The following is a 25,585-nucleotide window of genomic DNA, read 5'->3' as shown; positions in this document are numbered from 1 at the left end:
TGAAAAACTTGCTGTACCATTTTAGTCTTGGTTTTATAAAAACTTACCAGCACTATATTCGGCATATAATGCTATATTGTTGAGCAAATTTATATAAGTTCAAGTTTATACCAAATGTTGTAACACTAATCTATATTTAAGCCAACGGATTTTTATAGATCGATGCACTCGGTTGCAAATTGCACAGGGAAGATATTATTAAGAACATCTGCTGCTGGAGGCCAAGCACAATACTTAATTGTGTAGTTATTGATTCTTTTTAGTGAAAGATTTATTACACCCCAATATCAGAGACTGGCCTGTAGTATGCTTATCGGAGTCTATATTATTGATTTGCTTATAAACAAATATGTATATTTATTAATAAATGCGGGTTGGTTGTAATTTGCAATTAGTTTTGTATTATAAATACATAAAAATGAGTTTATTAAGATGGGTAGCTGGATTTGGCTGTCAGGTAAAATAGTATTCCAAACAGTCAAGCCAATTTGTAAATGAGCTCTTCAATTTCTGCGTGGCGGGCGTTTGCATAATTTATATTTAACCTATTCGTATGAGCCCACATTTCTCTAATACTTTTGCGAGCCTATATTATCATATGCTACACGGCCGAAGATAGGTCGCGTCGGTCAAGTAGAAGAAATATTTGCAGGGCTTGAGTGGCAATGCAACGTCCCAAGAACCTTTTGTCAATCCAATAAGTAATTTCAGCCTGTTCTTCCATGATAAACCTAGAAATGCTGCCTACTATCGTATCGCTAAGCCAAATGGTATGCTAGTTGATAGAAGAGGCGTTAAGTAATTTTGTATGCTTGGCCAAATAAGCGTTTTGTCTGATGGATTGTCGGGGATAAATGCTGCTATGTAACCTCCGTCTTTGTCGAGTGGTATCTGAAACAGCGCATCTAGTTTGGTAATACGGGTGGGGGATAGTTGTATGGTATACGCACTTTTTGTCATTTTCAACATTCATGTAGGTTTAGTGCTTCAATTGGCAATACATTATTTTATAATTATTATAGCATTACTTAGAACTATCAATGAGTTGGAATTGCTATAGAGTCCAAGAGTTTTAGCGTATCCTTTGTTATATTGATGGATAAGCTTTGTATTGCATGGTTAGGAAAATGCTGGGTTAATAATATTTTTCTATTCCTCCAACTCCTGGGATAAGCTTGTTTGCTCTTGTTTTGCTAATGAAGTTATTTAATCTTTTTTCAAACTCTGCAGGCCTATTTCTAGCACTGTCAATATAAGCGATTCTGATCCTCTTATACGATTCTGATAAATTTTGATAATTTTCCCAGACAATTTCATCAGCCTTTATTTTGTCAATAATGTCTTTAGGAAAACGAAAGGGTTCTGCTACGATCTTCTGTACTTCATCTATCAGTTTGGGATGTATCATTTTATGTTCGAGCAACCATTTTAGTCTCTCCTTGTTAGCTTGCGAATAGGAACTTTTAGGGTTTCGAGGAGTAAAGCGTTGTATTTTATGTTCTCTGTCTAATGATTTTACAGTACTGTCGATCCAGCCAAAGCAAAGAGCTTCTTCCACAGCATCATTATATGGTATGGCTTTTTTATGGGAAGCCTTCAGCGGAAATACAAGCCAAATTTCTTTAGCCGTTTCAAAGTTTTTTGTTAGCCATTTTCGCCACTCTTTCCGACTTGCAAAATATTTTGTTGCTTGCGGTGCTTCCATTTTTGAGAAAGTTCTTAATACTGTTGGCTAGCTAAAATAATATTACCATATAAAGTTATAAAAAAATAGTAGCTGTAGTAGCTTCTTTTCTAAAGAAGCCATTTAGGCATATCTGTTATGAGTTACACCAATTTTCAAATAGTTCTTGAAGTAACGGTAATAACACATAAGAAAGTAGTGCTATCAATATTCTCGTTAATATCAAAGTGCGTAATAGTAGACAAAGCTTACCCAATGGTTCTCCGAAAAGCCATAGCATCAAAGTAAGACTTGGATAAATAGCTATGCAGGTCATTAATGCTTTTTTGTATTGTACTTTCTTACGCATTTTATAAACCGTCTAGTATATTCATAAGTGACGGAAGGTTAAAATCTGTTTCGTTCGGATACGATTGTCCATTATAGACAATTTTTTGTAGATGACTTTGTCTTATCACTTTGACGATTCCTCCAATCTGTCACATAACAGTATTTGTAAATTAAGATTGAAGCATTATTGTATTTTCAAAATGCAGTCATTAAAAGTTGAAAGATTTTTTAATATAAATAAAAGCCGGCATAACCGATCTTATTGACGGCTACTTTAAGCTTATAGCTGAATGGTGCGTTGAATATGGATTTGTTTCAGAAATGTTTTATCATTCGAATACAATCGCATAAAAATGATGATTGCGGAATACCGATCTTGATTAATATGAGGTACGTATAATTAAAGGAATCGTATATCTTGTATTAATTCTTTTGCTACTTTTGCACCATGGAACTCGCAGATTAGACTATTTACTTTACACAATTAACGCAGAAGGATAGTTTAGGATTATTCTTCGGATTTCTATTGTCTCATTATTAAAGTAAATATCTAATCATGGAAAATTTCTTCGAAAGCCCTTTTAAAGGGAAGATTATTAAAGATCACATTGCGAATCCCAATATTATTGCAGGTAAATATTCTTATTACTCCGGTTATTATCATGGCCATTCATTTGATGATTGTGCTCGCTATCTATTCCCAGATAGAGATGATGTTGATAAATTGATTATCGGCTCTTTTTGTTCCATAGGTAGCGGAGCAAGTTTTATCATGGCGGGGAACCAAGGGCATCGTTATGATTGGATATCTAGCTTCCCTTTTTTCTATATGCCCGAGGTAGCTACTTTTAGTAAAAGCCGGGATGCATTTCAAAAAGCGAGTGATACTATTGTTGGAAATGATGTGTGGATTGGCAGTGAAGCCATAATCATGCCGGGAGTTCGGATAGGTGACGGTGCAGTAATTGGTAGCCGGGCGCTGGTAACAAAGGATGTAGAGCCTTATGCCATTGTAGGAGGTAATCCTGCCAAGCTAATCAGGAAGCGATTTTGTGATGAGGATATCGAAAAGCTCCTAGAGATGCAGTGGTGGAATTGGGACGAAAAGCTGCTTGCTGAAGCGATGCCCCTTCTTTGCTCGGGTGATGTAGGGCAATTATATGAGTTTTTTCAGAAGATGAAATAATAAAAGAAGGCTCTGGATTCCGGAGCCTTCGTACTTAATGCATTTTATCATTTATAGTTTGTCCAACTGGTATTGGGTGAGCTCATTGGTTACATCGCCGGTATTAAGCGTAGTTGCTGGTTCAAACAGCATTACTAGTACTTCGTTTTCTGCAATAGGTCTATGTTCCGTGCCTTTAGGTACGATTATAAATTCATCTTTATTTAATGTTACTGTCTTATCTCGAAATTCGATTTTTAATATGCCATCTACTACCAAAAACATCTCATCCTCATTATCGTGCTTATGCCATACAAATTCGCCTTTGAATTTGGCGAGTTTTACGTATTGTCCGTTAAGTTCACCAACAATCTTAGGCGACCAGTGGTCAGTAAAGAGTGCAAATTTCTCCGATAAGTTTACTTTATCCATCGTCGAAGTATTTATAGTCTAATATCAAATTGCTTCCCCAATATGCTATTGAATTACATCCCTTATAGGTTCATAGCACAATCCTACTACGCCGCAACGGTATGTGCGGGTATTGATAAGGCGTAAGTTTTTTCGATTATTAATTTCTTTGAATAGCGGGATGCCTCCACCTATTACTACCGGATTGACAGTGATTCTCATTTCATCAATTAAATCGTGATTAAGAAAGGTGGATATCAGTCCTGCTCCGCCAAATAACCAGATATCTTTTTCGGAGCTTTCTTTTATTTTTCTCACTTCATTTACGATGTTGTCTTGTATCAGCGTATAATTTCCGGAAAGAGGGAGAGTTTGCCTTGAAAATACATATTTTCTTTTGGTGTGTATTTGGGCGTAAAAGTCTTTTTCAAACTGACTTGCGTCATCTGCTGGAACATAATTACCATAGGCTTCATAACTAACCCTACCGTAAAGAACTGTATCTATTTCATCGGCAAATCGGTATAGCGTCTCTGCTAGTTCATCGTCGAAAACAATCCAGTCTATTTCTTTATTATTGCCCTCTATAAAACCATCAAGGGATACGGTAAGATCTAAAATAATTTTTTTCACAAGATTGGTTTTAGAATTAATTATAAACTATATTATTACTTATTGTTTGCTTGGGGTATCATTGATAGAAACGATATAGAGGCATTACATACTTTATTGCATCAATAATAATGAAAATGTTAGCTTGCTGCAAATTAGAAAAGCGATCTAAAAAGAATGAGATTTTTTGAATAAAATTTTATAAACCTGTATTAAATATTATTTTTTGAGGATTATCAATCTTCCAGCTAACCAAAGAAGCAAGAGTGTTTCAAATACCAATGTATAAGGAATCACTGTAAGGTTTTTAATAAATAGTAATACAGGCCATTCTGATGCTTGAGGATTCAGAATGCCTTTGTCTTTTAGAAATGAGATGAGTGACGTTTTATATATGATTACATCAATGCAATAATTGAGTAGCCATGCGATAATTGAAAATCCAATCAGGCTTAATATTATAGCTTTCCAATACATTTTTACATGCTGACGAAAAACAGTTCCAAATTGCGCTCTCTTCTTTTTGTCGGTAAGAAAGTGTTTTATTCGTAGCACCCCTTTTTTAATATCAGCGAGTCCCAGAATGTATAGCAATAATAATACTCTAGCACCTTCTACGATAATCTCTAATAAAATATTAGTTAAGGAATGAATATCGCCGAATCCTTTTAATTGAATATAACGTCCCAAGCCGGCTATAAAGGCCAAGCCAATTATTACCCTAAAATGTCGTAGCGAAAAGAAAAATGTATGTTTTAAGAACAACTGTGTTTGTGAAAAACTTGCTGCAAGCATCATTGTCATAGGTTTAGGGCAATGAAATATTGAAAATTATTAGTATTGAATTAAAGCCCTAAGTTCGGAAATTATGATAAATTTTGCTCTAATAATCATTTCTTAAAAACTGATTTGCAATTTTATTGTTACTAATGGTAATATTACAAGAGTAGATAGCACTTTCAGCTCTCATGGATCATCGCGAAGTACTATATTATTCTAATGTTCGATGTAACCAAGGGGGGTGAATATAAGGATGGGATAGAGCGTACTAATGGGCTATAGTATTGGGTATATGCTCTATTTATATTTTTATGATTATGAAAGGCTTTTGGATTTTGATAAGCGTATTTTCTTATTGCTCAAAACAAAGAATAGAATTTGATGAATTTCGACAAGCTCATATTTTTAGTTGCCTATAATATGACCGGCGACTACAATACTACTCGAGATGTTGTTCAGGATATCAATCTTAAACTTTTGGAGAATCCCATTCCTGAGTATGTGACTGATAAGAGGAATTATATTATTCGAGCGACAATTAATCATTGTCTAAATCTGAAGAAACGGGAGCAGCGATTACATTATAAGGGATTATGGCTTCCTGAGCCCTTTGTAGCGATGTCGGAAAGTGAGACTACTGGAACGCATTTTGAAAATCAGAACCTACTGTCTTATGAGCTAGCTTTTTTAATGGAACAGCTATCGGCAACGGAGCGTGCTGTATTTGTTTTGAAAGAAGCATTTGATTTTAGTCACAAAGAAATTGCAGAGGCTATAAACATTTCGGTGGACAACTCTCGTCAATTGTACAGTAGGGCGAAAAGAAAGATGACCAATCTCAAGCATAAACCGGCTTCCAACTTAAGAGCACTGAGCACAGCAAGGAATTTTGTCTCGCTCATTAGTCAAGGCGATGTAGAGGGTTTGATTACATTGTTTAACGATGAAATATCCTTGCTTGGCGATGGTGGTGGTAAAGTACCTGCATTAGGAAAGCCTCTTATGGGAAAGGAAAAAATTGCTCAGTTTTTTATCAAACTTATTCGCAGTGCAAAATCTCCTGTCAGTTTTTCTTTTACGGAAGTATTATCGCAACCTGCCATAGTCATTTGCCTAAACGGGGAACTAACTTGTATACAAATTCTATCGATACATAAAGATAAAATCTCAAAGGTTTTTGCTGTATTGAATCCGGATAAGCTTAACCTATTTCGAGCCTCACTTTCTAGTTTACCATAAGTTAGAAAAGTAACATTATAATTATACATAGAGGTGGAACTTTCACTAGTAGTTCAGTATCGGAGTATTTAAGACTTTTTGTAAGAATTCTTGTCACAAAATCTCGTATACGATTGTCTTAGGGGTGTAAATTTAAAATACAGAAATATGGACAACATACAAACATTTTTACCCCCCATTGAAAGTCCGAAAGGATTTATGATGAAGCTAGTTTATTTCCTAACAAAGAAACAGTTTGGAAAGGTGCTCACCCCCGTAAAGGTGTTCGCTGCTAGGATGCCTGTTGCGTTTGGCAAGTTTGGTGCCAAAATATATGAGCTGGATAAGAAATTAATAATTCCAAAAGAACTTGTCTTTCTTATTCGGCATCAAGTAGCACGGATAAACGTTTGCGAATTCTGCATGGATATCGGAAGATATAAAGCCTTGAAAGAGCTTATGCCCGAAGAGAAGTTTAATGCTATACATGAGTATCAGTCAAGTTCCTATTTTTCGGATGCTGAAAGAGCTGCACTGGATTATGCAACAGAGCTCACAAAAGATAAAAAAATAAATCCGGAAACATTCTCACGACTAAAGAAATACTTTACGGAAAGAGAAATATGCGAAATTGTTTATCTGATAGCCACAGAGCATATTCCCAATCTTACTAATATTGGCCTGAATATTCATTCAGATATGTTTTGCGATATTAGTAAAAGATATATCGCAAAGTATTAAGAGGCGCTACTCCTAGGTTGATACTTTTAACCGATTATTACGACACTCAGTTACTCAAATGGGATTGGCAATACCTCTAATTGCACTGCTTTTTTAAGCGCTTCTTTTTAGGTTTCAAATGCATCTCTTGATGGTATAGGCCCCATTTCTCTAGTTCAGCAATCATCGGTTTTATCGATTTCCCTATATCAGTAAGAAAGTATTCAACGGTAGGAGGGATGGTAGGGTATACTTTTCTTCCAACCAGACCATCAGCCTCTAAACTTCGTAGCTGAGTGGTAAGCATCTTAGGGGTAATGCCTGCTACCAATCTTTCCAGTTCTTTAAATCTAACAGTACCATTTGACACTAGCGCATAAATGATTGGTAGCTTCCATTTGCCACCTAATATATTTACAGAATGCTCTACAGGACAAATTTTTTCAGTTTTTCTCATGATATAACTAAGTGAATATCAACAATACTATATTTAAGTATACTAGTATACTTTGTATATACTACTTGCAAAAGTATACTGTCAAATCTATTTTTGCAAACAAAAGTTATGAAACACACAATTTTTAGTTTATTAATTCTTTTAACACATATCACAATGAACACACCATCCGTTGCACAGGAGATTATGGACAGAATCAAGACTGAGCGGACTTCCTTTGAAGCACTTGGGAAGATTTATCCGGTAGAGAAGTCTGTTAAGATAGATAAAACACAAATTGCTGGGGTAAACTGTTACTGGTTTATACCTGAAAAACTTAGCTCAGAAAATATAATTGTCTATCTGCATGGAGGAGGGTTTTCTTTGGGTAGTATCGAGTCGCACAGGGCTTTAGTGAGCTTATTGTCGAATACTACCGGGCATAGAATTCTTTTTATTGAGTATTCTCTGGCGCCAGAGCATCCCTATCCTGCAGCCATCAATGAGGTTGTAGCTGTATATAAAATGTTGGTTGCATCTCATAAAGGAGTCAAACTTATTTTTATGGGAGACAGTGCTGGCGGAACTTTGGCAGTAACAGCTATTAATGCGCTGGTCAAGGAAGGTTTCAGAATCCCAGATGCTGCCATTTTAATTTCTGCACTTATAAACTTTAAATGCAATAACAACTCTTATCAAACAAGACAAGAGTTGGATCCGATTCTTACTAAGGCGTATATTCTGGATTGTATCCGCAATTATCTTCAAGAGAATGGGGATGCGGAGGCCGATCCCAATGAGATTGTATTCAAAAGTTTTCCTCCCTTGCTGGCTCTAGTGGGTACAAATGAAATATTGTACGATGATTCTAAAAACTTTCATGAATATATCAGCACCATTCAGCCTCATTCGGAATTTAAAGCTTATCAGGATCAAACCCACGTATGGCTCCTCACCAATAAAGATAGTGTTCAGGCTAAAGAATCGCTTAAAGACATTACAGCCTTTCTTGAAAGTATTCAATAAGCAAAAAGGAGAAATAGGCGGGTACAGTGCTGAAGATTTTGCATTACCCGCTATTTCAACCTTACAATCATATCTGCGAGTGTTATCTTTCCCATTCTGCTGCATCATCCGCTACAGCTATCGCTTCAATTTCGATGAGCGCCTCGGATGAAAATAGTGAGGATACTTCGCAAATGGTATCGGCAGGATAGGGTTTTGTGAAGTATTTTTCTCTCAACTTAACAATCTTATTAAAATTACTCATATCGCGTAAGAGGATGGTTGCTTTTACTACATTTTTGAGACTGGAACCTCCGGCTTTCAGTACCTTTTCAAGGTTTTCAAAAGCTTTTTGTGCCTGTACGTCAAAATCCCCGATACCAATTAATTGTCCGTTATCATCAATAGCTGTCTGACCTGAAATAAATAATAAATCACCGACACGATAGCCCTGTGCCAGATTAAATGGAGCATAGGTGTCAGGAGTAATTTTAATTTGTGATATTTTCATTGTAAGCTAATTTTAAGGTTAAACCATTAATTTATATTTGATATATTTCTTGTTCAATCAGAAATTCAATCTGAATAAACCGCTAGGTAGTTTCGGAACAGAGCCTTGCTAATACATTTCTAGTGTGGCTAATAGTCGCTTTGGGCCATAGCATATTTTTGTGGAATGGGATTATGGGTTGATAATTCATTGTCTTGATGGGCCAATGCGGATCTGCCAGTGCTGCTTTCCCAATGGACAATAAATCTGCATGGTTATCATTAAGTGCTTTTTCGGCTTTGTCTAAATTATGTAGGCCTCCATTGGCGATTATTGGAATATGCGTGGTACTTCTCATCACCGATGCCAGTGATGTGTTCTCATTATAAAAACTATCCCGTTCCCATTCTCCGGTTTGAACGGCAACGTGTATATAGTCCGGTGCAGATCTTTTAATTTGCTCTGCTAATTCTTTTGCTGCTTCAATTCCTTTTTCCCATCGGTATGCGAGGTCATTTACTTTTCCCTCCGAGATACGGAGCCCTAGGATGAAATGTTTGGGAACTTGCTGTTTTATACCTGATATAATTTCAGCTACAATTCTATAGCGGTTTTCAATGTTTCCACCATAGTGATCTTGTCTTATATTCAGTTCAGGAGTTAGAAACTGATCTAATAAATATCCGTTTGCAGCATGTAACTCTATACCGTCAAATCCGGCCTTATAGGCATTAATTGCTGCTGTAATGAAGCCTTCTTTAACCTGTTCTATATCCTGTAACGTCATGGGTTTGGGTATTGAAAATGCCCCTGATCCTCCATAGGATGCTAACTTGACACCTTTGGGCTGGATGGGCGAGGGAGCAATGGTACTTTTTTGATACTGAGATATTGCTCCTCCATGCATTAGTTGTGCAATAATTAATGCATGATGCTTGTGTACGACATCAGTGATTTTTTTCCATGACTCTATGTGTTTTGTTGTGACCATGCCGGGCTGAAATACATAGCTCTGACTAGCGAAGTTATCTGTGTATAGCCCTTCGGTGATGATGACACTGAAGGCGCCTTTGGCAAATGAAGTGTAGTAGTCCACCATTTCATCAGTGGCGACTCCATCGGCATCTGCACTTACCCGTGACATGGGTGCAACAACTGTGCGATTTTTAAGACTTCTATTCCACAGTGGGATTGGTTGAAAAATAGGATGATTTATCATAAGATTCTGCCTGATTAGTTTGAGGAGGCAAAACTCATGATTCAGTCAATTTTAAAAATTGAACTAGGTCAAGAAGACTTATTTTTTCTGCGAATACGACTGATAAACTCTGCTGAGACTCCTAAATAAGAGGCAATTAAATATTGCGGAACTTTTTTAGCAATTTCAGGGTAAGTGACCAAGAAGTCATAGTAGCGGCTTTCTGCATCAAAAGCATTGTGGTAAATAATTCTCTTTTGCAAAGCACCCAAATAGCTTTCCAGAATCAAGCGGAAGTATCGTTCTAAGCGGGGCAAAGTTGCTAGCAATTGCTGAAATGAGGTGTAGCTGATTTGTAAAACTTTCGTATCCTCTATGGCCTGAATGTTATACATCGAAGGTTTCTGTTTGGAGAAACTCTCAATATCCGTGGCCCACCAGTCATCGATAGCAAAAAATAGAATCTCTTCCTCTCCCGTTTTGTCGTTTATTAAGTAAGTTTTTACAGACCCCGACACTACATAGGTATCATAACGGCAAGTTTCACCATTCCTTAATAAATATTCACCTTTCTCAAAGGATCTTTCTATCCAGAATTTTTCTATAATATGAGCCTCCTCTTCACTTAAAGAGATATATCTGCTGATATTTTGGATGAGTGTATTCTTCATATTATATAATTCCAGATTGATGTATGGGGCTGGTAAAGCAAGTTTTTTACTCAAATTTACGTCACCCTCTAATATTGAAATGTGTATAACTAAGATACAGTAAAGTTGTAGCCTTTTTGCTCAAGAGTGTAAAGCTATTATATTTTATCCCTGATATTACCACGACTGCAAGTCGATAGTTCAACGGATAACGGGCTAGTGTTATCATCCATTGCGGGAGCTATGATTGCGATTTATCTAATGACCCCCTTGTTAATAATTTGAGCAATTCATTTACTGTCTTCCAGTTTCGGGTAGTTGCAGGTACTTTAAGCTTTTTTTCTAAAAAGGTATTGTTGAGCTTGGTTTTACCATATCCATTGGGGCAATATAAATAAACTGCGCTAGACGTGATTTCGATGGCTTCTGTCGGATGTTTAACTTTGAGAATAGCATCCTTATCAAATGTTTCTGGTACATCTCCCAGAAATGTTACATGTAGAAATTCTGCATTTTTCGATTTATCTTTTGCTAATAAGTTGTGATCTATAATTGCTTTTAAATTTGTAGAAGTAAGCACTATAACAGGAACATCAAATCCAAATTCTTTTTCGATTTGCACTGATATTTTTTGAGCAAGCTGTTTTGTATCTTCTTTATTTGCGGAGAATATGACATTGCCGCTTTGGACATAAGTATGCACATTTTTAAATTTTAACTTTTCATACAGCTGTTTTAAGGCATCCATTTTAATAATTCTTTTGCCGCTAACATTTATTCCACGAAGAAGCGAAAGGTATGTTACCATTTGATGTCGGATTTTGGAGTACTACTTTTTATGACAATTTTTTTGAATACTGATAAAGGTTGAGGATTTAAATATATTTCATATGCTAATCTATAAAAAAATGCAATCTTCCTTCGTGTGCGGTCAGCTTGCATATTACGTACGGTATGCAGAGGGTGTTATGCCTGTCCACTTTTTGAAAGCCCTAACGAATGCACTTGGCTCGGAGTATCCTATAATTGCTGCTATCTCTTTGACGGATGAAGAACTATTTTCAATATAATGGATGGCAAGCGTTTTTCGTACTTCCTCCACAATTACCAGGTAGGATATTCCTTCCTCTTTTAGTTTCCGTTGGAGGGTTCTCACACTCATATTAAAATTACCAGCAACTGCTTCGATAGACATTGCATAGAGGTAAGAGTTGGTAATAAGGTAATTGAAGATGCGTCGGGAGAAGCTGCCCTTCAGTTTTTGTGGCTGTAGTAACTGGTGTATTTGGTTTAATAACAATGTTTGAATTTCATAGTTGGCAGTTATAATGGGTGTTGCTAAAAATTCCTTTTTAAAATTAATCGAGTAATTTTCAGATTTACTAACCCTACAGTTAAATATGATTTCGTATTCGGCTTTGTAGTCTTTATGAAAACTGGGTATTCCTATTTTTATAGGTTCCGGATTTGTGAGTAAAAGCCCCCTCATTTCGTAAAGGGTAAATGTTACAAGGAAATCACCTATATGCTTCATGGAGCAAGGGAACTTTTCATAACCCTTGTTTTTGATAAAAGAAACACTGAATGTTTTTGATTGTTCTTCTATCAACATTGTATAGTAATCAGTAATCAGGTGCAGCAATGTTCCTGCATGTTGCAAGGCTTCTTTCACTGTGCTGCTCGTCTGAATAATCTGGCCCACAGCGTTTAAAGCAGCAAGCTGCATAGCTGCACCAAAATGTAGACCAGTCAACTTGTCATTGGAAAAATGAACAATATTTTTCCAGAGGGTTTCCATTTGATGGTTGGTGACCTTGTATCGGGATTTGCTATTCAAATCATGAATATTAATTGAGGATAACGAAGCAATTTTATCAATATCCATATTTCTGTCTTTACAGAAAATAAACAAGGCCTGCAAAAATGTTTTTCTGTAATTCATACAGTAAAGATAGCATGTTGTTCTGTGAGTATTGTGTTTAATGTCGTAAAGTGTTAATGAGATGTCGTGTAATGATAATGGCTAAAGGTTGTGGTCGAAATATTTTTGTGTAAACAAAATCGAAAAGTTATGAAGCTCAAAAACATTTTATTTACAAATGCTATCAGCTCTGGAATTACAGGTTTACTGTTAACATCGGTGCCTGAGTTTTTTGCCAAATTGTTCGGTGTCAATACTATTGTCCCGTTTAGGGAAGTAGGAGTTTTTTTGATTGTTTTTGCATTATTTGTATTACTGACAGCTAGTAAAAGCCCTATTCCTAAAAATTGGACCCAGCTTATTATTGCATTAGATGTATCATGGGTAATAGTAAGTGTGGTAGTAGTTGTTATTATTTCTTCCTTAGTCAGTATATTCGGCTCCATTATTATTATGACCATAGCAGGCTGGGTAGGGATGATGGCTTATTTACAGCAAAAAGCTTTAAACAAAGGGAGCGTATGATCGATGCAAAGAAAATTGTGGAAGCCTTTTTAGAATATTTACAACAGAGGGATCTAAATCGTATTGTCAATCTTTTTGCAGAGAATGTGAAATGGCAGATTCCCGGAAATGAGAATCGAATAGCTTGGCTTGGCAAACGTAATAGCAGGGCAGAAGTGGAAGCATTTTTTAAACTACTTTGGTCTGCTACGGTGCCTTTATCTGCAAGCATCCATAAAATACTGATGACGGGAAGCGATGTGATTATTAAAGGTGATTTTGCTACTAAAATGCTTAAGACTGGAAAAATAGTGACTTCAATATTTTTTATTCATTTTGTTGTAAAAGAAGAAAAAATTGTGGAATACACTTTATTGGAAGATAGTTTTGCAGTTGCGCAGGCTATGGAGGTTGGTTAACGGGGTTTGCACAGGAATGGCTGATTTTTAGGAGCACACCACTATGATATATTGCAAGCGCCTATGACGCAGTTCGGCACTAGCCATAATGATATGGTGTGTAGAATTTTTGACAATCATTGTGAGTATAATAATGAATACGAGTCAGAGCTAAGCCTTTTGTATTACGGAGAGTCAAACATATTTTATTATTGAAGCTTTCGAATGACTTAGGTCTTAAATCAGCTCAAAAATCCGTCGTGTATCTTAATCAAGGATGTATATTTTTTTGTTTTTCAAGCTAATTCCAATTTTATTTCCTAACCAATTAATACTGGTTTTCCCTTCGTAAATCAATCCTTCCACAAAAGTAACTTGAGGAGCTTCTCGTCGGGCATACTGATTGGAAATAGACTTAATGGAGCCTTTGTAAAATTTTGTAACGATCTTTTCATCAAATTCACTTTTCTTTTCCGTTATCTCCAATGTCGATTTGTCTATTCCTAATGTATTGATGAAACGGTCGCTCAACCAAAAGGAATTGTCGCCTGCTCCCGAATCCAGTAAAACCTGTATGGTATATTTATCATTTAAAGTAATGTAAGTAGTAATATCGGTGGATTTATCGGCATGGGTAATGAGTTGAATGTCGAAAGATTTTGCAATAGCTTCTTTAGAGAAATTAGTCAATACAATTTCTTTATTATTATAATCAATGAGGATGTCTGTATCGTTAAACATCTGAAGCGAGATAACACCATCAATTCCGTTTGCTTTCAGATCAAAACTAGTGTAGGGGACTTTGAAAAACTTCTTGCCTGCAAATACTATCTCTTTGTTTTCGTATATCGGAGCATTGATCCGTTCGCTCGTAGCTCTGTAGGCAGTGAGAAAATTGTATGTGGAGGCTGGTTTTATACTTTTTATGAAACTATCGAAGAAAAGATTAATTCCTCCGCCAGTGTCAAAAATAAAATTACCTTCTTTCCCTTCAATTTTCGCTTTTACAAGTATATGGCCAGAAGGAAGTAGCTGTATTGGAGTTTTTTGGGCGTATGTGTTTGTCAAGGTTAAAAGAAACAGTAGCGATAAAATCTTTTTCATACGGTTAATTTTTATTGGTCATCAATGTACAAGCGCTTTATATACGCATCGATTATGTTTTGGTTGACTAATTTCGTACATAACACTACCTGAATATCAGATTTCGTAGCGCTATTTGTGTTAAGCCTATGTATCAGATAGTCTAAACGTACAAACCTATAAAAGGTTTATTATTGCATCAAGTTGTTGGTCTTACTTGTTGTGCTAGTTTTTGAGGAGCTACATCGCAATATGCTGTTGTCAGTAGATCGACGAACAAGTCTTTGGAGACTTTGCTCATTTCTACGAACGTCCAACCTTGTTTACCCCAACTGTTTTCTACTGGGTATATGACTGTTTTATCTACTGCGGAAAAAACATCTTGGTGTATTTCGGATAGTTTAAGACAGGCTCTTTTGGATTTCTCGTCATAGGTTACGAAAATTTTTTTCTTCACTCGAAAGGATATTTTTTCGAAGTGCGGTTCTTCTGTCACTTGTGGAAAGGATAGTGCCAATTTTCTTAGTGTTGTCAGTGAAATCATTTAATCAACTTTCTTTTAAAGTATTTGCAATATCTATAGAGAGTACTTACTAAGCTATTCAATTAAAACTTCTTCTTGCTTGGTTTAGATATTATGACGACGGAAGGGACCAGCTTATTATTCATCGCTTAGCTGCACCTGAAGCCCTATGCCATCAATTACATATTCCGGAAATTCGGAGAAATCTATATTTTTAAAATGGGATTCTAGAGATTGTTTATCCGTCAAATGAAACTTTTCAATACTGTATTCTATTACTTTTTTATTTAACGAACTTACAAAAATATCGATTTGTTTGTTCAAGTTCGATTGGAAAAGCAATTCATTGAGCTGCTCATAACTGATACTCTTTCGTCCGAATTGTTTTTCATATCCGACTGAAAGTTCTTTTATGACATCTGTATAATAAATAGGTGATGTGAAATAAATAGAACCAAGCTTAGTTAATGGAAAGTCTTCTTGAATAATTGAGAGTGATTCGTCTATATGAACTATAGCCGTTGAAAAGGCTGTCGGCTCTTTGTGATATATACTTAAGTGTAAAGTGCTATCTTTTATATATTGCCGTGCATTTATTGAAAAGTTTAATGTGTCTTGATCTACAATCCAAAAATAACTGTAAGATTTTGACAAAAATCCTAATTCGTAGGAGGGGTTTAATTCGTTTTGACGCTTTGCGATAATAGTATCGTTTTTTTCGTCAAATAATGCAGAAGGGTTGCGAGAGGTACTATTCTGATTGCAAGATAGCCAGCTAAGCGATGTAACGAATATTAGTAAGAGCAGTTTTATTATAGGTTTGATCATTTTGGTGTGTTTATGAATGAGGCTGCGAATTATCAAAACAACAGACTGATAGGGAGGGCTCCTAATCAACTGATGTTGATTTTATGCTCCAATTTAAGAAAATTATCTCAATAATGGGGGATATTGTTTCAATCTGAGGAGAAATCAGCAAATCTTTCCTTGCTGTTTGAAACATCTATCTTCCGGCTTCACGAACAGCTTTAGAAAAACGATCTACTTTATCATATCTAATGACTGGGATACGAGGTGGTGTGTTTCGGACTATATAAACTTGTGGCCACTATAATTGAGATGGGGAAAAACTAAGCATATAAGTGTTTCTGTTGCGATGCAAGTAATTTTTTCTATTTGGAGTAAACAGTTTTAGTATAGAGCCGTTTAAACGCGTTATATACAGCCTGATGCATCACTGTGGAGTGCAGCTCATCAGGTAAGTAATCAAAATGCGTGATAAGGCGGGGATGCTTTTTTAGTAATTTATAAAGTGCTCTTGCTTGATTATACATGCTTAGATCTTCTTTTTTATTGGGTGCGGCAATGAAGACTTTTGTGTGTGGATTTAATTGCATCTTAAATAAACTATCTGCTTGCTTTAAGAGTATGGCGTCACCCCACCAAAGACTAGGGCTGATGATAATATAGGTATTAAACAAAGATGTTTTTTCCAGTAAAATTTCTGTACATAAAAGTCCTGCTAGACTTTCGCCGATAATGGTGCGGTTAGTATTAGCTTTGTATTTTTTTTCAATATAAGGCAATAGTTCTTTTTCAAAAAAGGCGATATAATTTGCAGATTCTCCGTAGCTGGGAAAGTTTTCTTTTGAGAAGCCCATCTTCTCAACAAAATCCAGATTGGCGACTTGAAAGGTAAAATCGCGTCGGCGATTGACATTTTCAATTCCTACTACAATAGATTTAGGAAAGCGGGCAATCCAAGGTTGGGTATTAAATCTTACAATACCTGTGATGTGAATGAAATCCTCCTCAATACCTCCGTCGGGGATATAAATAACGGGTTAGGTGATAGTATCATCTACATTGTATTCTTCGGGCAGATAAATATTAATGGTTCTGGTTTCTCTCAGTACGACTGATTCTAATTTCTCGGTGACGCCAATGGCCAGCGGCTGTAGGTGCGTTTGTGCTAATATGGTTAAACCACCCGATAATAAAAACCCAATAATTGCAAATGCCTTTTTCATAATGTTAGCTGCTTTTCTTCGTTAGGAATCTACAAATTTTAAATTTGCAGCTAAATTAAGATAAACACTCTAGCTATATCGTTTTATCTGAGCGATATTTTACAACTCCTAGCGCATTATTGAGAGGAATAGCTTGCCTACAATTTTGATTGGGAATAACGATGAAATTCTTCTATGTCGTGGTAACCAAAAACTTCAATTTCGGGATGGTCGTTTACAAGTTTGCGTATTTTATCAAGCGATGCCAGCCTTAAAATATTATCATCAGCCCTTAATTGTGCTAATTCGTTTACAGGATGCCGCTCATCGGTAAGTTCTACGCGCATATAATACGCGTCAGCCACATAAAAAAGCCACTTGTCATTTGCTTTAAGAGATACACCGCATTGTCCCATAGTATGTCCGAAAAGAGGTATTAAATAGATGTCGGTGTTGATATCAATATTGACTTTTCTTGCTTCAAAGCCAAACCAGTTAAAGTCAGAGCAGCCATAGGTTTTGATAATAGGATGATGCTCCAATGGAAGTTTGAGATATCTTGGATTTCCGGAATTAAAGTTCTCTAGCTCTTCATTGCTCACATGAACGGTGGCTTTTGGAAAGTCGGCTAACCCTCCAACATGGTCGTTATCCAGATGGGTAACAATGCAATCGGTCACGTTTTCAGGATCTAATCCCAGTTTTTTAATTTGGCGTATTGCGGTGATATTTTCATCAAATTGATACCCTACCAGATCAATTAGTTCTTGTCCTATTCTTTCTTTGGGATGTAGCGTATCCTGAAGTCCGATGCCGGTGTCAATCAGAACCAGTTTATCATTTTCCCTAATCAATAAGCAATGGCCACATACATTATCGTTGATAGGGGATACAATTTTAACGCAGTTGAGATGATATATTTCTATCATAGCTTAATTGATTAAACCGATATTAGGGAGGTTTTACGACTAAAGAAGACGCCGTAAGACGGTGTTTTCGGTACTATAATTCCGCACCCCAATGATACATAAAATTGCAGATAGAATCAAAAAACTTAACGCCCAGATGTATTGGCCTTAGTAGCCATTCTTTTCTCTTTGGAGAGAAAATCAAATATGGCCTCGGCTACCTTGTCAGGTTCTTCTTCTTGCGGAAAGTGGCCGCTCGTAGCTAACCTCACTATAGAAGCATTCTTAAAACCATGTTCAAATCTGCTAAGGTAATGTGGTTTTATGACAGGGTCTTTCATGCCCCAAATGAGCAATGTGGGTTTGTCAGAAATTGTGTGATGTGCACTCCATAGCTCTTCGAACCAATCCTGATCATTGAGCAATGATTTTGCAAATGCTAGGGGCCCATTTCGCTGGCTTTTCTCAGCAAAAGGCTTGGTGTATTGTTTAAGTAACCTTTTCGAGAGTTTGTGATCTCCAAACGATTTGGGTAATATACATCTAGGCGAAAAGTTTAAACATCGGTATAATATAGGTAGCAACGGGCTCTTCAGTATTTTACTCATCTTTTTATAATCCGGATCTGTTTTACTACTCCATAGCCAGGAGTTCAGAATAACGATGCGCTTAATCTTCTGTGGGTAACGGATAGCAAAATTTAATCCGATGGGACCTCCAAAATCATGCACAATCAGAGTGATATCATGTAGCTGTTGATCCAGTATGAATTTCTCAAGTGTAAGACTGTGGTTTTGTGTAGAATAATCATAGTGTTGGGGTTTGTCCGAAAGTCCGAAGCCTATATGATCAATAGCTATGCAACGGTAGGTTGCTTTTAATTTTTTGATTACATTACGAAAATCAAAGCTCCACGAAGGAGTGCCGTGAACAAACAGTAGGGGTTCTCCTTCACCTTCATCGATAAAGTGCAGGTTATGCCCATTAACATTAAAATAGTTCGATGTGAACGGGTATTCTGATTTGTCCAGCCAGCGATTTTCCATGCGTTTAAATTTATACCGCAAAATTCCTGACTGTTTTCAAAACGAATGTTGGTCTACACCAATATTAAAATTTTACTGTATTAAATAGCTTGCTAAAATTGGTGGGATCAATGTTTAGATAGGACGCAATGTATTTGTGGGGGACAAGTTGCAGCAAATGTGGACTACGTTTGCAAAATGCTTTATATCTTTCCTCAATGCTCATGCTATGCAATTCAATATGGCGGTTAATTAAACCTGCCAGCACCGCTTCTGTCATGCGTCGGAAAAGGCGCTCAATTTGCTGCGATTGATTGAATAATCTCAGGAGCTCATCATAAGTAATGTACTCCAGCTCGCTATTTGTAAGGCAGGTGAGAAAATATTTGGACGGTATTTGAAATGAAAATGATTCGGGAATCACGCATAGGTTGGGAGGGTAGGTAAAAGCCATCACATGCATTTTATTGTCCGAGTCGAAAAAAGACATTTGCACACCGGTTTTTACAAAATAAAGCTCCCTTTGAATTTGTCCCGGAACAGTGATAAGCTCACCTTTTTTATAGGTTTTGGTTCTCAGGTTTTGAGTCAGCAGCTCATAGTCGGCCTGGGTGATATCGTGAAAAAGCCTTAGAAAATCGTAGTGTTCCATTCTTCAAAGCGGAAAGTTAATGAAAATAATAGGATAACAGGCTAAAAACCGGATTTGCTAAAGCTCCACTTATTAAATACCTACTTAGATCCGGATTTTTATGGGATAGTTCAGTGTAGATGCAGCAGCAGTATTTTCAATGACGCTAGGGGAGCAGGAATACTTTTTCTGAAAACCCAATCTCTTGCAGCGTTGCCTCCGCTATTTTGATTAGTGTTCATAATTGATCCCATTTAAGATACTCATAGATATAGCATATATTTTATAATAGCTTGTAGTGTGTACTTTACTTTAAAATCAGATCGATTACTTCTTCTGCATCAGCATGAGTGTTTTTCCATAAGTCTTCAAAATATTGAGCCTCATCTACCGCAATACCGATCGTCTTTAATCTCTTTTTAGCCTCATAGTAATCTATATTTAAAGCATTAAAGGCATCTTTTACTGGCGCTCGTACAATTCTGTTCATTATTTGTAAGTCAACTGGGGGGAACATCCTTTCGGAAATAATGATAATACCGGACAGTGTTAATACTGATAGTAATGCGGGTAAAAACACTCTTTTTTTGAAATGAACCTTCAAGGCTTTCCAATTTAGAATGATGTGAAAAATGGCACACACGATGAAGAAAACACCCAATACTTCATGAACAACTTCGGTATAGCCATCAAGTAAATGGAAGAACATGAATAGCCCCGATATTCCCACCACAAAGAATACTAGAGATAAAAAGGGAGTAATATAGTTTCTGTTAAGTTTCATGGTAACGAAAATTTAATTATTGAAAATTTGAAAATCTTTTTTCTAGTCGTTGTAGCCATTTTACTCTTTTTTCTTGGCTTACAATTTTCACTGATGTAAAGCTTATCCAGTTTACATTTTTGTAACCCATAGTTTTGAAAACACTCTTTATCATTACTTTTCTAATTAAGTTTCCGATGAGCAAGGAGTATAGGATGGCTGGCTTGTTCATAGTAGTGATGATGGTTACACTTTTCAGATTTTTTAATAAGGGGATCAGCCCGAATCCTCGAGGATGATGATCGTATGCCAGGCCGGGTGATAGAACTCTGTCGATGAATCCCTTGGTAGTAGCAGGCATGATATCCCACCAAATCGGGAAAATGAAAATTAGGTGATCGGCAGCCTTAATTCTTCGTTGGTAGTCGATAACTTGAGGGTCAACTGCTGTATGTTCTACAAATGCTTTTAAATCTGCAGAAGTCATTCTGGGGTTAAATCCATCTCTATCCAGATGGATGATATCCACTTCGTGCTTGGCATTAGTGAGTCCTTGGGTTACAGCACTCAGGATAGCATGACAATAACTGCCTTCATATGGGTGATTGAATACAATGACGGTTCTCATTTTTTACAATTTAATTTAGTGCAAAGTTGAGAGCCGGATAAGGCGAAGACGATAACAAATGTTAATAAAAAAGGACTGTTGAGTGAGCTCACTCATTGCAAACCTCTATTTTATGGCAATGCAGTTGTAATGATGAAAAAGGTGTTATGGTATGGTATGGTTATTTTTATCGAAAATTTCATTCTCGGGTTATCATTGTCCTCCACATACTACCTGATCGTATAAGTATATATTGCTAAATCTCTTTCAGGTTCATTTGATGATAATGAGTCTTTAAGATTCTAAATGTTCTTATAAACCATTGTTCTTATGTGCTAAAAAAGCTACCTTCTGTTGCGGATACGACTTAAAGAAACAGAGGTAATACCGAGGTAGGATGCAATATAATGCTGTGGAACTCGTTGTACAATATGCGGATGCCGGGTTATTAATTCTTCATAACGTTGTTGGGGAGAATTTTTAAGGTATGAAAAAAACAGTTGCTGTGCCTGAAATAAACGTCGGAATAAATGTTCTTCGAATTGTTTTTTGATTTCGGGAGACTGCTCCACAATCATTTGAAACTCTTTTTGGGTGAGAGTTTGCAGCACGCAAGGTTCAATGGTTTCAATGCTGTACAGGCTAGGCTGGTTGGTTCTGAAACTTTCTATAGAAGAAACACTGTCGCCTTCGAAGAAAAATTGAGTAGTAATTTCTTTACCATCACTATTTATCCAAGTGCGCAAGCATCCTTTTTCAATGAAGTACATTTTTCGAGAGATCTTACCTTCCTGCAAAAGGATCTTCCTGGCCGACACTTTTTCTTCTTTAAAATAAGGGCGAAATAAATCCCAATTGTTTGGTTGTTGTTTCATCTCATTTGCGTATTAGTTCATGCTTATGCCAAGTAATAGATGGCATCAGGATTTTAAGTACGGGGATTATCTTTTATTCGGCGGTATTTCTTTATATTTTTCCTGTAATTCTATAAATTTTTCCCTATCTATCGGCTGCAAAAGTGTTTTGTTACTTGGTGGATATTTTTCTAAAAATCTTGCAGGCCTTACCGGACGTTTTTCAAAACCACCACCACAGTTCGGGCATACATTATGTAAAACTTTGGTAACACAAGTTATACAAAAGGTGCATTCGAAAGTACAAATCATTGCTTCCTCACTATCGTAGGGTAAGGATTTCCCGCAGTTTTCGCAATTAGGTCTGATTTCAAGCATGAGGTTGTTTTTTATAAGTTATGTTGAATAGTAAAATTGGGAAGAGTCGTTGATAAAACAAAATTTATTTGTGCATTATATATTCCAAGTTCTTACTACTATATATCCCTTTACTTAACCTTTCGGCTTATTTTCAAACTTAGTTGCTAAATTTGCGATTTAGTAATGCAAATATATACCTCTATGTTTTGTCTTTGTAGACTGTGGACTTCTATCTAAGTGATAGACAGTCCTGTATAAATCCAATTCTTTTTTGTGGCAAAAGTGCTTGTCACACTGAGCTTTTTCGTTTTTTATGACGAAGCTGTATGATGGCTACACTATCAGGGAATGCTGTCTATTCACTTCTCGCTGATCTGGATAACAAGTATTCACCTGTAAAATGTGGCCTATGGCAAAATCCAAATTGCCCGTTCGACTCACGGGACAACATTTCACTATTGATAAAGTATTAATAGCAGATTTGATAAAGCAAGCAACCATACATAAGAGCGACACTGTTTTGGATATAGGGGCAGGAAAGGGATTTCTCACAGTTCATTTAGTAAAAATGTGTGACCAAGTTATAGCGATTGAAAAGGACAAGACATTAGTAAAATATTTACGTCTACGATTTTCTAATGCTCACCATGTGAAAATTGTCGGTAGTGATTTTAGAAATTATAGAATGCCAAGCAAGCCATTTAAAGTTGTTTCTAATATTCCTTATGGCATTACATCTGAAATACTCAAGATACTAATGTATGAGCATGCTGAAAACTTTGTTGGAGGTTCTATCATACTTCAATTGGAAGCAGCCCAAAAGTTAGTATCAAATAGGTTGTATAATCCCTTCGCTGTTTTTTACCATACTTTTTTTGAACTAAGGCTACTTTATAAAGTAAGTGCTAAAAGCTTTATGCCACCACCCACCGTTACATCAGCTTTGTTATGTATTAAGAGAAAGAATGTGAGAAATTGTGATTTAAAACACAAACAAAAATATTTAGCTTTTGTTTCTTGCTTGTTGAGTAATCCAAATGTATCAACTAGAGTAGCTTTCAAGAAGATTTTCAGAAAAAGGCAGCTAAGGGTACTTGCTGAAAGATTCAAAATAGATCTTAACGCGCCAATTACTTGTTTGTCACCATGTCAATGGAACAACTGCTTTTTGGAAATGCTGGACATGGTTCCAGAAAAGTTCCATCCCGTATAGCTCTATCTCATTACTATGTTTCTTGGCTAATTTAGTTATCTTGTAATTTTATACTACAGCTAGTAGCTACTCATAGCTGAAGAAGGATAGGGGGTATCTTCTTTAGTATTCCATTAGCCGAAATAGCTACAGGAACTAGAGCTTAGGTTTTTGATTGATCAATATCCGGTTTGATTATTTTTGGCTCTCAATTTTATCAAAATAATCCATTACTTTTTTTTCTGTATTCTTATGTAGTATTACGGTATCATCAAATAGCACTACTCTAAGTTGCCGGTATAAAGCTACAGCATTTCTTAAGCTATCTAGTAGTGATTGTTTGCTATATGCCGGAGGAGTGTGTTTCAGTTTTTCTAAATCTTCACGCTCTATTTGGGATTCTATTTTCCTTACGCCCCGAGGGAGGTTGCCGTTTTTTATATGAAGTAAAGGCCCCAATACCACCATACGCAAAAATCCCATAAAATCGTAAGCTTCAAAATATTCGCCTCGCCCGATTTTTAGTAAAGCATAATGTATCCATGTCCAAAATCGATCTTCAATCCATTGGTAATCTGGGTATGGAAATTCTGCTTGCGAATCATTAATGGCTTTTTCAAGTAGTCCATTTCTATCAAATAGTATGGTAGGGGTTTCAATGCGCAAATGAAACTCTTCCAACGTCACAAATTTAAGATCTACATGCAAAAGAGGGTTGTCGTAAAGACAGATGAGCAACCTAGGCTCACCGACATGTTCTCCAGTAAATCCAGACAAAAAATTCCCCAATCTTTTTGCATAATCCAGCATTTTGCTTTTGTGATCGGAAATTCTTTGATGTGTTACAATGATTAAATCAAGATCAGAAAACTCATCAATTTCATTTGTCAGCCAGGAGCCAGAAACTGCCACACCAATAACGTTATCGTCTTGTTGCAAAATCTTCTTTGCTTTGTTTGCAAATTCTTGTTGTATCATTTTTGTTTCTTCCTATTATTTCATATTGCGTATACCGGCCGAAGGTTAGCAACAGAAGCAATGTTGGCAGTGTTTCTGTCCGTATGCTACACAGCATGCTTATCAGTGAAATTAAACAATATTGCTGACATGATTTTTGTCATAGGGCAATTAAAACTAAGTAGTAATATAAAAAAGACGGGCTACAAATCTCAAGTATTTGTCAATAGTTGGACGGATCACTTTTAACCTATTAGCTCGTTGTTATTTTATTGAAAATAACCTATTCGTCTTTAGTGTTGATCAATTTTGCTAACTGACGAATAGCATGTTGGGATTCTTTCATATTGGTTAAAGCCATCCAAAGATGAAACATTTTAGGATACTCAAAATAGTTGACCGCGATTTGTTGTTGCTCCAGTTTTTTCTTGAGTTTTTGGGCGTCGGCAAAGAGCAAATCATGGGTACCGATAAATATGGAAACTTTTCCAAGACCTGAGAAATCTCCAAAGATAGGGCTCACCTTGTAGTCTATTGGATTTATTCCTGCAGCATATAAAGCTCCAGCCATTTTAAGACCTTTAATGCCTAATAGCTTGTCTTTTTTATCCAACTCGATAATATCCATATTACTTAATGTAATATCGAGCCAGGGGGAGTTTAAAATAATTTGTGAAGGTTGTGGCTTATTTTCATTCCTTAGTTTTTGGGCAAATCCCAGTGCTATGCCTCCACCGCAAGAATTGCCCATGAAAATAATATTCTCTGAAGGCGTTTCGTTAAGTATCGCATTGTAGAGTTCGTTTTGTGGCTTTGCGAAGGAGCGGATTAGAAAGCGATAACTTTCAATTTAGCACAGACGTAGCAAAACCATTTTTTCTATTTGCTAATTTACAGTTTAAAAGCAAATAAAAAATGGTTTTGCGGATTGAAAGCACAAATGTTGAAGTTTGCACTTAACCCGCTCTTTTGCAAAACCGATGTGCCTGTTGCACAACTCAAATCAAATATAATTATTTTTTGCAACTTGCTATATGCAAGGACGAAAAGATTTTACACCCAAATTGTTTTACGAGCTGAGCTTAGACTGTTTAGTTCCTCAAGAGGATTTCTATCGAAAAGTAAATCAACATTTAGAGCTACACTTTCTC

General features: G+C 36.3%; 32 protein-coding genes. 7 read left to right on the top strand and 25 right to left on the bottom strand.

What is annotated here, in order from left to right; genetic code table 11:
- Positions 1-747: 747 nt before the first annotated feature.
- Positions 748-969, bottom strand: coding sequence for a hypothetical protein (locus V2H41_RS12175; protein ID WP_330975434.1), 222 nt, complete (start codon positions 967-969; stop codon positions 748-750).
- A gap of 166 nt (positions 970-1,135) precedes the next feature.
- On the bottom strand, positions 1,136-1,705 hold the full coding sequence (locus tag V2H41_RS12170; RefSeq protein ID WP_330975433.1) for a YdeI/OmpD-associated family protein: 570 nt from the start codon (positions 1,703-1,705) through the stop codon (positions 1,136-1,138).
- A gap of 865 nt (positions 1,706-2,570) precedes the next feature.
- Here V2H41_RS12170 and catB point away from each other — a divergent pair.
- Positions 2,571-3,200 (top strand): type B chloramphenicol O-acetyltransferase, encoded by a 630-nt coding sequence (gene catB / locus V2H41_RS12165; RefSeq protein WP_330975432.1) that lies wholly within the window; start codon positions 2,571-2,573, stop codon positions 3,198-3,200.
- Positions 3,201-3,251: 51 nt separating this feature from the next.
- On the opposite strand, the gene V2H41_RS12160 is transcribed toward catB, so the two are convergent.
- The 3 genes from V2H41_RS12160 to V2H41_RS12150 form a co-directional block, all read right to left on the bottom strand.
- Complete coding sequence (locus V2H41_RS12160) at positions 3,252-3,611, bottom strand: cupin domain-containing protein (RefSeq protein ID WP_330975431.1); 360 nt, start codon at positions 3,609-3,611, stop codon at positions 3,252-3,254.
- Between the two features lie 45 nt (positions 3,612-3,656).
- Positions 3,657-4,223 (bottom strand): dihydrofolate reductase family protein, encoded by a 567-nt coding sequence (locus tag V2H41_RS12155; RefSeq protein WP_330975430.1) that lies wholly within the window; start codon positions 4,221-4,223, stop codon positions 3,657-3,659.
- Positions 4,224-4,421: 198 nt separating this feature from the next.
- Positions 4,422-5,000: a hypothetical protein gene (locus tag V2H41_RS12150; protein WP_330975429.1), complete on the bottom strand. Its 579-nt coding sequence runs from the start codon at positions 4,998-5,000 to the stop codon at positions 4,422-4,424.
- Positions 5,001-5,363: 363 nt separating this feature from the next.
- Here V2H41_RS12150 and V2H41_RS12145 point away from each other — a divergent pair, with 363 nt between their 5' ends.
- Positions 5,364-6,221 (top strand): sigma-70 family RNA polymerase sigma factor, encoded by an 858-nt coding sequence (locus V2H41_RS12145; RefSeq protein ID WP_330975428.1) that lies wholly within the window; start codon positions 5,364-5,366, stop codon positions 6,219-6,221.
- 147 nt (positions 6,222-6,368) lie between these two features.
- Positions 6,369-6,941, top strand: coding sequence for a carboxymuconolactone decarboxylase family protein (locus V2H41_RS12140; protein ID WP_330975427.1), 573 nt, complete (start codon positions 6,369-6,371; stop codon positions 6,939-6,941).
- A 76-nt stretch (positions 6,942-7,017) separates the two neighbouring features.
- Here V2H41_RS12140 and V2H41_RS12135 read toward each other — a convergent pair whose 3' ends face one another.
- Entirely contained in the window at positions 7,018-7,377 is a 360-nt protein-coding gene (locus tag V2H41_RS12135; protein ID WP_330975426.1) for a winged helix-turn-helix transcriptional regulator, read from the bottom strand.
- A gap of 156 nt (positions 7,378-7,533) precedes the next feature.
- On the opposite strand from V2H41_RS12135, the gene V2H41_RS12130 reads away from it, so the two are divergent.
- Positions 7,534-8,382: an alpha/beta hydrolase fold domain-containing protein gene (locus tag V2H41_RS12130; protein ID WP_330975425.1), complete on the top strand. Its 849-nt coding sequence runs from the start codon at positions 7,534-7,536 to the stop codon at positions 8,380-8,382.
- 82 nt (positions 8,383-8,464) lie between these two features.
- Here the strand turns inward: V2H41_RS12130 and V2H41_RS12125 are convergent, their stop codons facing one another.
- The 5 genes from V2H41_RS12125 to V2H41_RS12105 all read right to left on the bottom strand — a co-directional run bounded on the left by V2H41_RS12125 (position 8,465) and on the right by V2H41_RS12105 (position 12,641).
- Positions 8,465-8,872: a RidA family protein gene (locus tag V2H41_RS12125; RefSeq protein ID WP_330975424.1), complete on the bottom strand. Its 408-nt coding sequence runs from the start codon at positions 8,870-8,872 to the stop codon at positions 8,465-8,467.
- 82 nt (positions 8,873-8,954) lie between these two features.
- Positions 8,955-10,070, bottom strand: coding sequence for an NADH:flavin oxidoreductase (locus V2H41_RS12120; protein WP_330975423.1), 1,116 nt, complete (start codon positions 10,068-10,070; stop codon positions 8,955-8,957).
- Between the two features lie 68 nt (positions 10,071-10,138).
- Positions 10,139-10,720 carry a Crp/Fnr family transcriptional regulator gene (locus V2H41_RS12115; RefSeq protein ID WP_330975422.1) on the bottom strand — a complete coding sequence of 194 codons (582 nt, stop codon included), beginning with the start codon at positions 10,718-10,720 and terminating at the stop codon, positions 10,139-10,141.
- 220 nt (positions 10,721-10,940) lie between these two features.
- Positions 10,941-11,507: a DUF1697 domain-containing protein gene (locus tag V2H41_RS12110; RefSeq protein WP_330975421.1), complete on the bottom strand. Its 567-nt coding sequence runs from the start codon at positions 11,505-11,507 to the stop codon at positions 10,941-10,943.
- Between the two features lie 135 nt (positions 11,508-11,642).
- Complete coding sequence (locus tag V2H41_RS12105; protein WP_330975420.1) at positions 11,643-12,641, bottom strand: AraC family transcriptional regulator; 999 nt, start codon at positions 12,639-12,641, stop codon at positions 11,643-11,645.
- A gap of 129 nt (positions 12,642-12,770) precedes the next feature.
- Between V2H41_RS12105 and V2H41_RS12100 the strand changes: the two genes are divergently transcribed.
- A complete protein-coding gene (locus V2H41_RS12100; protein WP_330975419.1) occupies positions 12,771-13,145 on the top strand; it encodes a hypothetical protein in 375 nt (124 codons plus the stop codon).
- Positions 13,142-13,543, top strand: coding sequence for a nuclear transport factor 2 family protein (locus V2H41_RS12095; RefSeq protein WP_330975418.1), 402 nt, complete (start codon positions 13,142-13,144; stop codon positions 13,541-13,543). Before V2H41_RS12100 ends, V2H41_RS12095 begins: the two co-directional genes overlap by 4 nt.
- Before the next feature lie 246 nt (positions 13,544-13,789).
- Here the strand turns inward: V2H41_RS12095 and V2H41_RS12090 are convergent, their stop codons facing one another.
- The 12 genes from V2H41_RS12090 to V2H41_RS13985 all read right to left on the bottom strand — a co-directional run bounded on the left by V2H41_RS12090 (position 13,790) and on the right by V2H41_RS13985 (position 22,303).
- Positions 13,790-14,626 (bottom strand): pepsin/retropepsin-like aspartic protease family protein, encoded by an 837-nt coding sequence (locus tag V2H41_RS12090; protein ID WP_330975417.1) that lies wholly within the window; start codon positions 14,624-14,626, stop codon positions 13,790-13,792.
- Positions 14,627-14,804: 178 nt separating this feature from the next.
- A complete protein-coding gene (locus V2H41_RS12085; protein ID WP_330975416.1) occupies positions 14,805-15,122 on the bottom strand; it encodes an MmcQ/YjbR family DNA-binding protein in 318 nt (105 codons plus the stop codon).
- Positions 15,123-15,266: 144 nt separating this feature from the next.
- A complete protein-coding gene (locus tag V2H41_RS12080; protein ID WP_330975415.1) occupies positions 15,267-15,956 on the bottom strand; it encodes a hypothetical protein in 690 nt (229 codons plus the stop codon).
- A gap of 344 nt (positions 15,957-16,300) precedes the next feature.
- On the bottom strand, positions 16,301-16,960 hold the full coding sequence (locus tag V2H41_RS12075) for an alpha/beta hydrolase (protein WP_330975567.1): 660 nt from the start codon (positions 16,958-16,960) through the stop codon (positions 16,301-16,303).
- Positions 16,961-16,972: 12 nt separating this feature from the next.
- Entirely contained in the window at positions 16,973-17,158 is a 186-nt protein-coding gene (locus V2H41_RS12070) for a hypothetical protein (RefSeq protein WP_330975414.1), read from the bottom strand.
- Positions 17,159-17,295: 137 nt separating this feature from the next.
- On the bottom strand, positions 17,296-18,066 hold the full coding sequence (locus V2H41_RS12065; protein ID WP_330975413.1) for an MBL fold metallo-hydrolase: 771 nt from the start codon (positions 18,064-18,066) through the stop codon (positions 17,296-17,298).
- A 125-nt stretch (positions 18,067-18,191) separates the two neighbouring features.
- Positions 18,192-19,091, bottom strand: a complete 900-nt coding sequence (locus tag V2H41_RS12060; protein ID WP_330975412.1) for an alpha/beta fold hydrolase — start codon at positions 19,089-19,091, stop codon at positions 18,192-18,194.
- A gap of 64 nt (positions 19,092-19,155) precedes the next feature.
- Positions 19,156-19,722 (bottom strand): Crp/Fnr family transcriptional regulator, encoded by a 567-nt coding sequence (locus V2H41_RS12055; RefSeq protein ID WP_330975411.1) that lies wholly within the window; start codon positions 19,720-19,722, stop codon positions 19,156-19,158.
- A gap of 286 nt (positions 19,723-20,008) precedes the next feature.
- A complete protein-coding gene (locus tag V2H41_RS12050; protein WP_330975410.1) occupies positions 20,009-20,485 on the bottom strand; it encodes a DUF4405 domain-containing protein in 477 nt (158 codons plus the stop codon).
- 16 nt (positions 20,486-20,501) lie between these two features.
- Positions 20,502-21,092, bottom strand: coding sequence for an NAD(P)H-dependent oxidoreductase (locus V2H41_RS12045; protein ID WP_330975409.1), 591 nt, complete (start codon positions 21,090-21,092; stop codon positions 20,502-20,504).
- 323 nt (positions 21,093-21,415) lie between these two features.
- Complete coding sequence (locus tag V2H41_RS12040; RefSeq protein WP_330975408.1) at positions 21,416-21,946, bottom strand: Crp/Fnr family transcriptional regulator; 531 nt, start codon at positions 21,944-21,946, stop codon at positions 21,416-21,418.
- A gap of 66 nt (positions 21,947-22,012) precedes the next feature.
- Positions 22,013-22,303, bottom strand: a complete 291-nt coding sequence (locus V2H41_RS13985) for a DUF1272 domain-containing protein (protein WP_409965694.1) — start codon at positions 22,301-22,303, stop codon at positions 22,013-22,015.
- A gap of 391 nt (positions 22,304-22,694) precedes the next feature.
- Between V2H41_RS13985 and erm the strand changes: the two genes are divergently transcribed.
- Positions 22,695-23,498 (top strand): 23S ribosomal RNA methyltransferase Erm, encoded by an 804-nt coding sequence (erm, locus tag V2H41_RS12035; protein WP_330975407.1) that lies wholly within the window; start codon positions 22,695-22,697, stop codon positions 23,496-23,498.
- A 174-nt stretch (positions 23,499-23,672) separates the two neighbouring features.
- Here erm and V2H41_RS12030 read toward each other — a convergent pair whose 3' ends face one another.
- Both V2H41_RS12030 and V2H41_RS12025 read right to left on the bottom strand, forming a co-directional pair.
- Complete coding sequence (locus tag V2H41_RS12030) at positions 23,673-24,455, bottom strand: nucleotidyltransferase domain-containing protein (protein WP_330975406.1); 783 nt, start codon at positions 24,453-24,455, stop codon at positions 23,673-23,675.
- 262 nt (positions 24,456-24,717) lie between these two features.
- Positions 24,718-25,221: an alpha/beta hydrolase gene (locus V2H41_RS12025; protein WP_330975566.1), complete on the bottom strand. Its 504-nt coding sequence runs from the start codon at positions 25,219-25,221 to the stop codon at positions 24,718-24,720.
- Between the last annotated feature and the right edge of the window lie 364 nt (positions 25,222-25,585).

Origin of the sequence: Niabella digestorum, assembly GCF_036409055.1 — a bacterium.
Taxonomy (GTDB): Bacteria; Bacteroidota; Bacteroidia; order Chitinophagales; family Chitinophagaceae; genus Niabella; species Niabella composti.
The sequence above is the reverse complement of the archived record's forward strand: the minus strand, read 5'-3'. Positions and strand labels throughout refer to the sequence as shown.

Coding starts and splice junctions, on each gene's coding strand:
- V2H41_RS12130 (WP_330975425.1), top strand. CDS start 7,534: ATGAACACACCATCCGTTGCACAGGAGATTATGGACAGAATCAAGACT.
- V2H41_RS12110 (WP_330975421.1), bottom strand. CDS start 11,507: ATGGTAACATACCTTTCGCTTCTTCGTGGAATAAATGTTAGCGGCAAA.
- catB (WP_330975432.1), top strand. CDS start 2,571: ATGGAAAATTTCTTCGAAAGCCCTTTTAAAGGGAAGATTATTAAAGAT.
- V2H41_RS12135 (WP_330975426.1), bottom strand. CDS start 7,377: ATGAGAAAAACTGAAAAAATTTGTCCTGTAGAGCATTCTGTAAATATA.
- V2H41_RS12030 (WP_330975406.1), bottom strand. CDS start 24,455: ATGATACAACAAGAATTTGCAAACAAAGCAAAGAAGATTTTGCAACAA.
- V2H41_RS12050 (WP_330975410.1), bottom strand. CDS start 20,485: ATGAAACTTAACAGAAACTATATTACTCCCTTTTTATCTCTAGTATTC.
- V2H41_RS12170 (WP_330975433.1), bottom strand. CDS start 1,705: ATGGAAGCACCGCAAGCAACAAAATATTTTGCAAGTCGGAAAGAGTGG.
- V2H41_RS12040 (WP_330975408.1), bottom strand. CDS start 21,946: ATGAAACAACAACCAAACAATTGGGATTTATTTCGCCCTTATTTTAAA.
- V2H41_RS12125 (WP_330975424.1), bottom strand. CDS start 8,872: ATGAAAATATCACAAATTAAAATTACTCCTGACACCTATGCTCCATTT.
- V2H41_RS12140 (WP_330975427.1), top strand. CDS start 6,369: ATGGACAACATACAAACATTTTTACCCCCCATTGAAAGTCCGAAAGGA.
- V2H41_RS12045 (WP_330975409.1), bottom strand. CDS start 21,092: ATGAGAACCGTCATTGTATTCAATCACCCATATGAAGGCAGTTATTGT.
- V2H41_RS12105 (WP_330975420.1), bottom strand. CDS start 12,641: ATGAATTACAGAAAAACATTTTTGCAGGCCTTGTTTATTTTCTGTAAA.
- V2H41_RS12090 (WP_330975417.1), bottom strand. CDS start 14,626: ATGAAAAAGATTTTATCGCTACTGTTTCTTTTAACCTTGACAAACACA.
- V2H41_RS12080 (WP_330975415.1), bottom strand. CDS start 15,956: ATGATCAAACCTATAATAAAACTGCTCTTACTAATATTCGTTACATCG.
- V2H41_RS12070 (WP_330975414.1), bottom strand. CDS start 17,158: ATGAAAAAGGCATTTGCAATTATTGGGTTTTTATTATCGGGTGGTTTA.
- V2H41_RS12145 (WP_330975428.1), top strand. CDS start 5,364: ATGAATTTCGACAAGCTCATATTTTTAGTTGCCTATAATATGACCGGC.
- V2H41_RS12065 (WP_330975413.1), bottom strand. CDS start 18,066: ATGATAGAAATATATCATCTCAACTGCGTTAAAATTGTATCCCCTATC.
- V2H41_RS12115 (WP_330975422.1), bottom strand. CDS start 10,720: ATGAAGAATACACTCATCCAAAATATCAGCAGATATATCTCTTTAAGT.
- V2H41_RS12060 (WP_330975412.1), bottom strand. CDS start 19,091: ATGGAAAATCGCTGGCTGGACAAATCAGAATACCCGTTCACATCGAAC.
- V2H41_RS12175 (WP_330975434.1), bottom strand. CDS start 969: ATGTTGAAAATGACAAAAAGTGCGTATACCATACAACTATCCCCCACC.
- V2H41_RS12100 (WP_330975419.1), top strand. CDS start 12,771: ATGAAGCTCAAAAACATTTTATTTACAAATGCTATCAGCTCTGGAATT.
- V2H41_RS13985 (WP_409965694.1), bottom strand. CDS start 22,303: ATGCTTGAAATCAGACCTAATTGCGAAAACTGCGGGAAATCCTTACCC.
- V2H41_RS12120 (WP_330975423.1), bottom strand. CDS start 10,070: ATGATAAATCATCCTATTTTTCAACCAATCCCACTGTGGAATAGAAGT.
- V2H41_RS12055 (WP_330975411.1), bottom strand. CDS start 19,722: ATGGAACACTACGATTTTCTAAGGCTTTTTCACGATATCACCCAGGCC.
- V2H41_RS12150 (WP_330975429.1), bottom strand. CDS start 5,000: ATGATGCTTGCAGCAAGTTTTTCACAAACACAGTTGTTCTTAAAACAT.
- V2H41_RS12160 (WP_330975431.1), bottom strand. CDS start 3,611: ATGGATAAAGTAAACTTATCGGAGAAATTTGCACTCTTTACTGACCAC.
- erm (WP_330975407.1), top strand. CDS start 22,695: ATGGCAAAATCCAAATTGCCCGTTCGACTCACGGGACAACATTTCACT.
- V2H41_RS12095 (WP_330975418.1), top strand. CDS start 13,142: ATGATCGATGCAAAGAAAATTGTGGAAGCCTTTTTAGAATATTTACAA.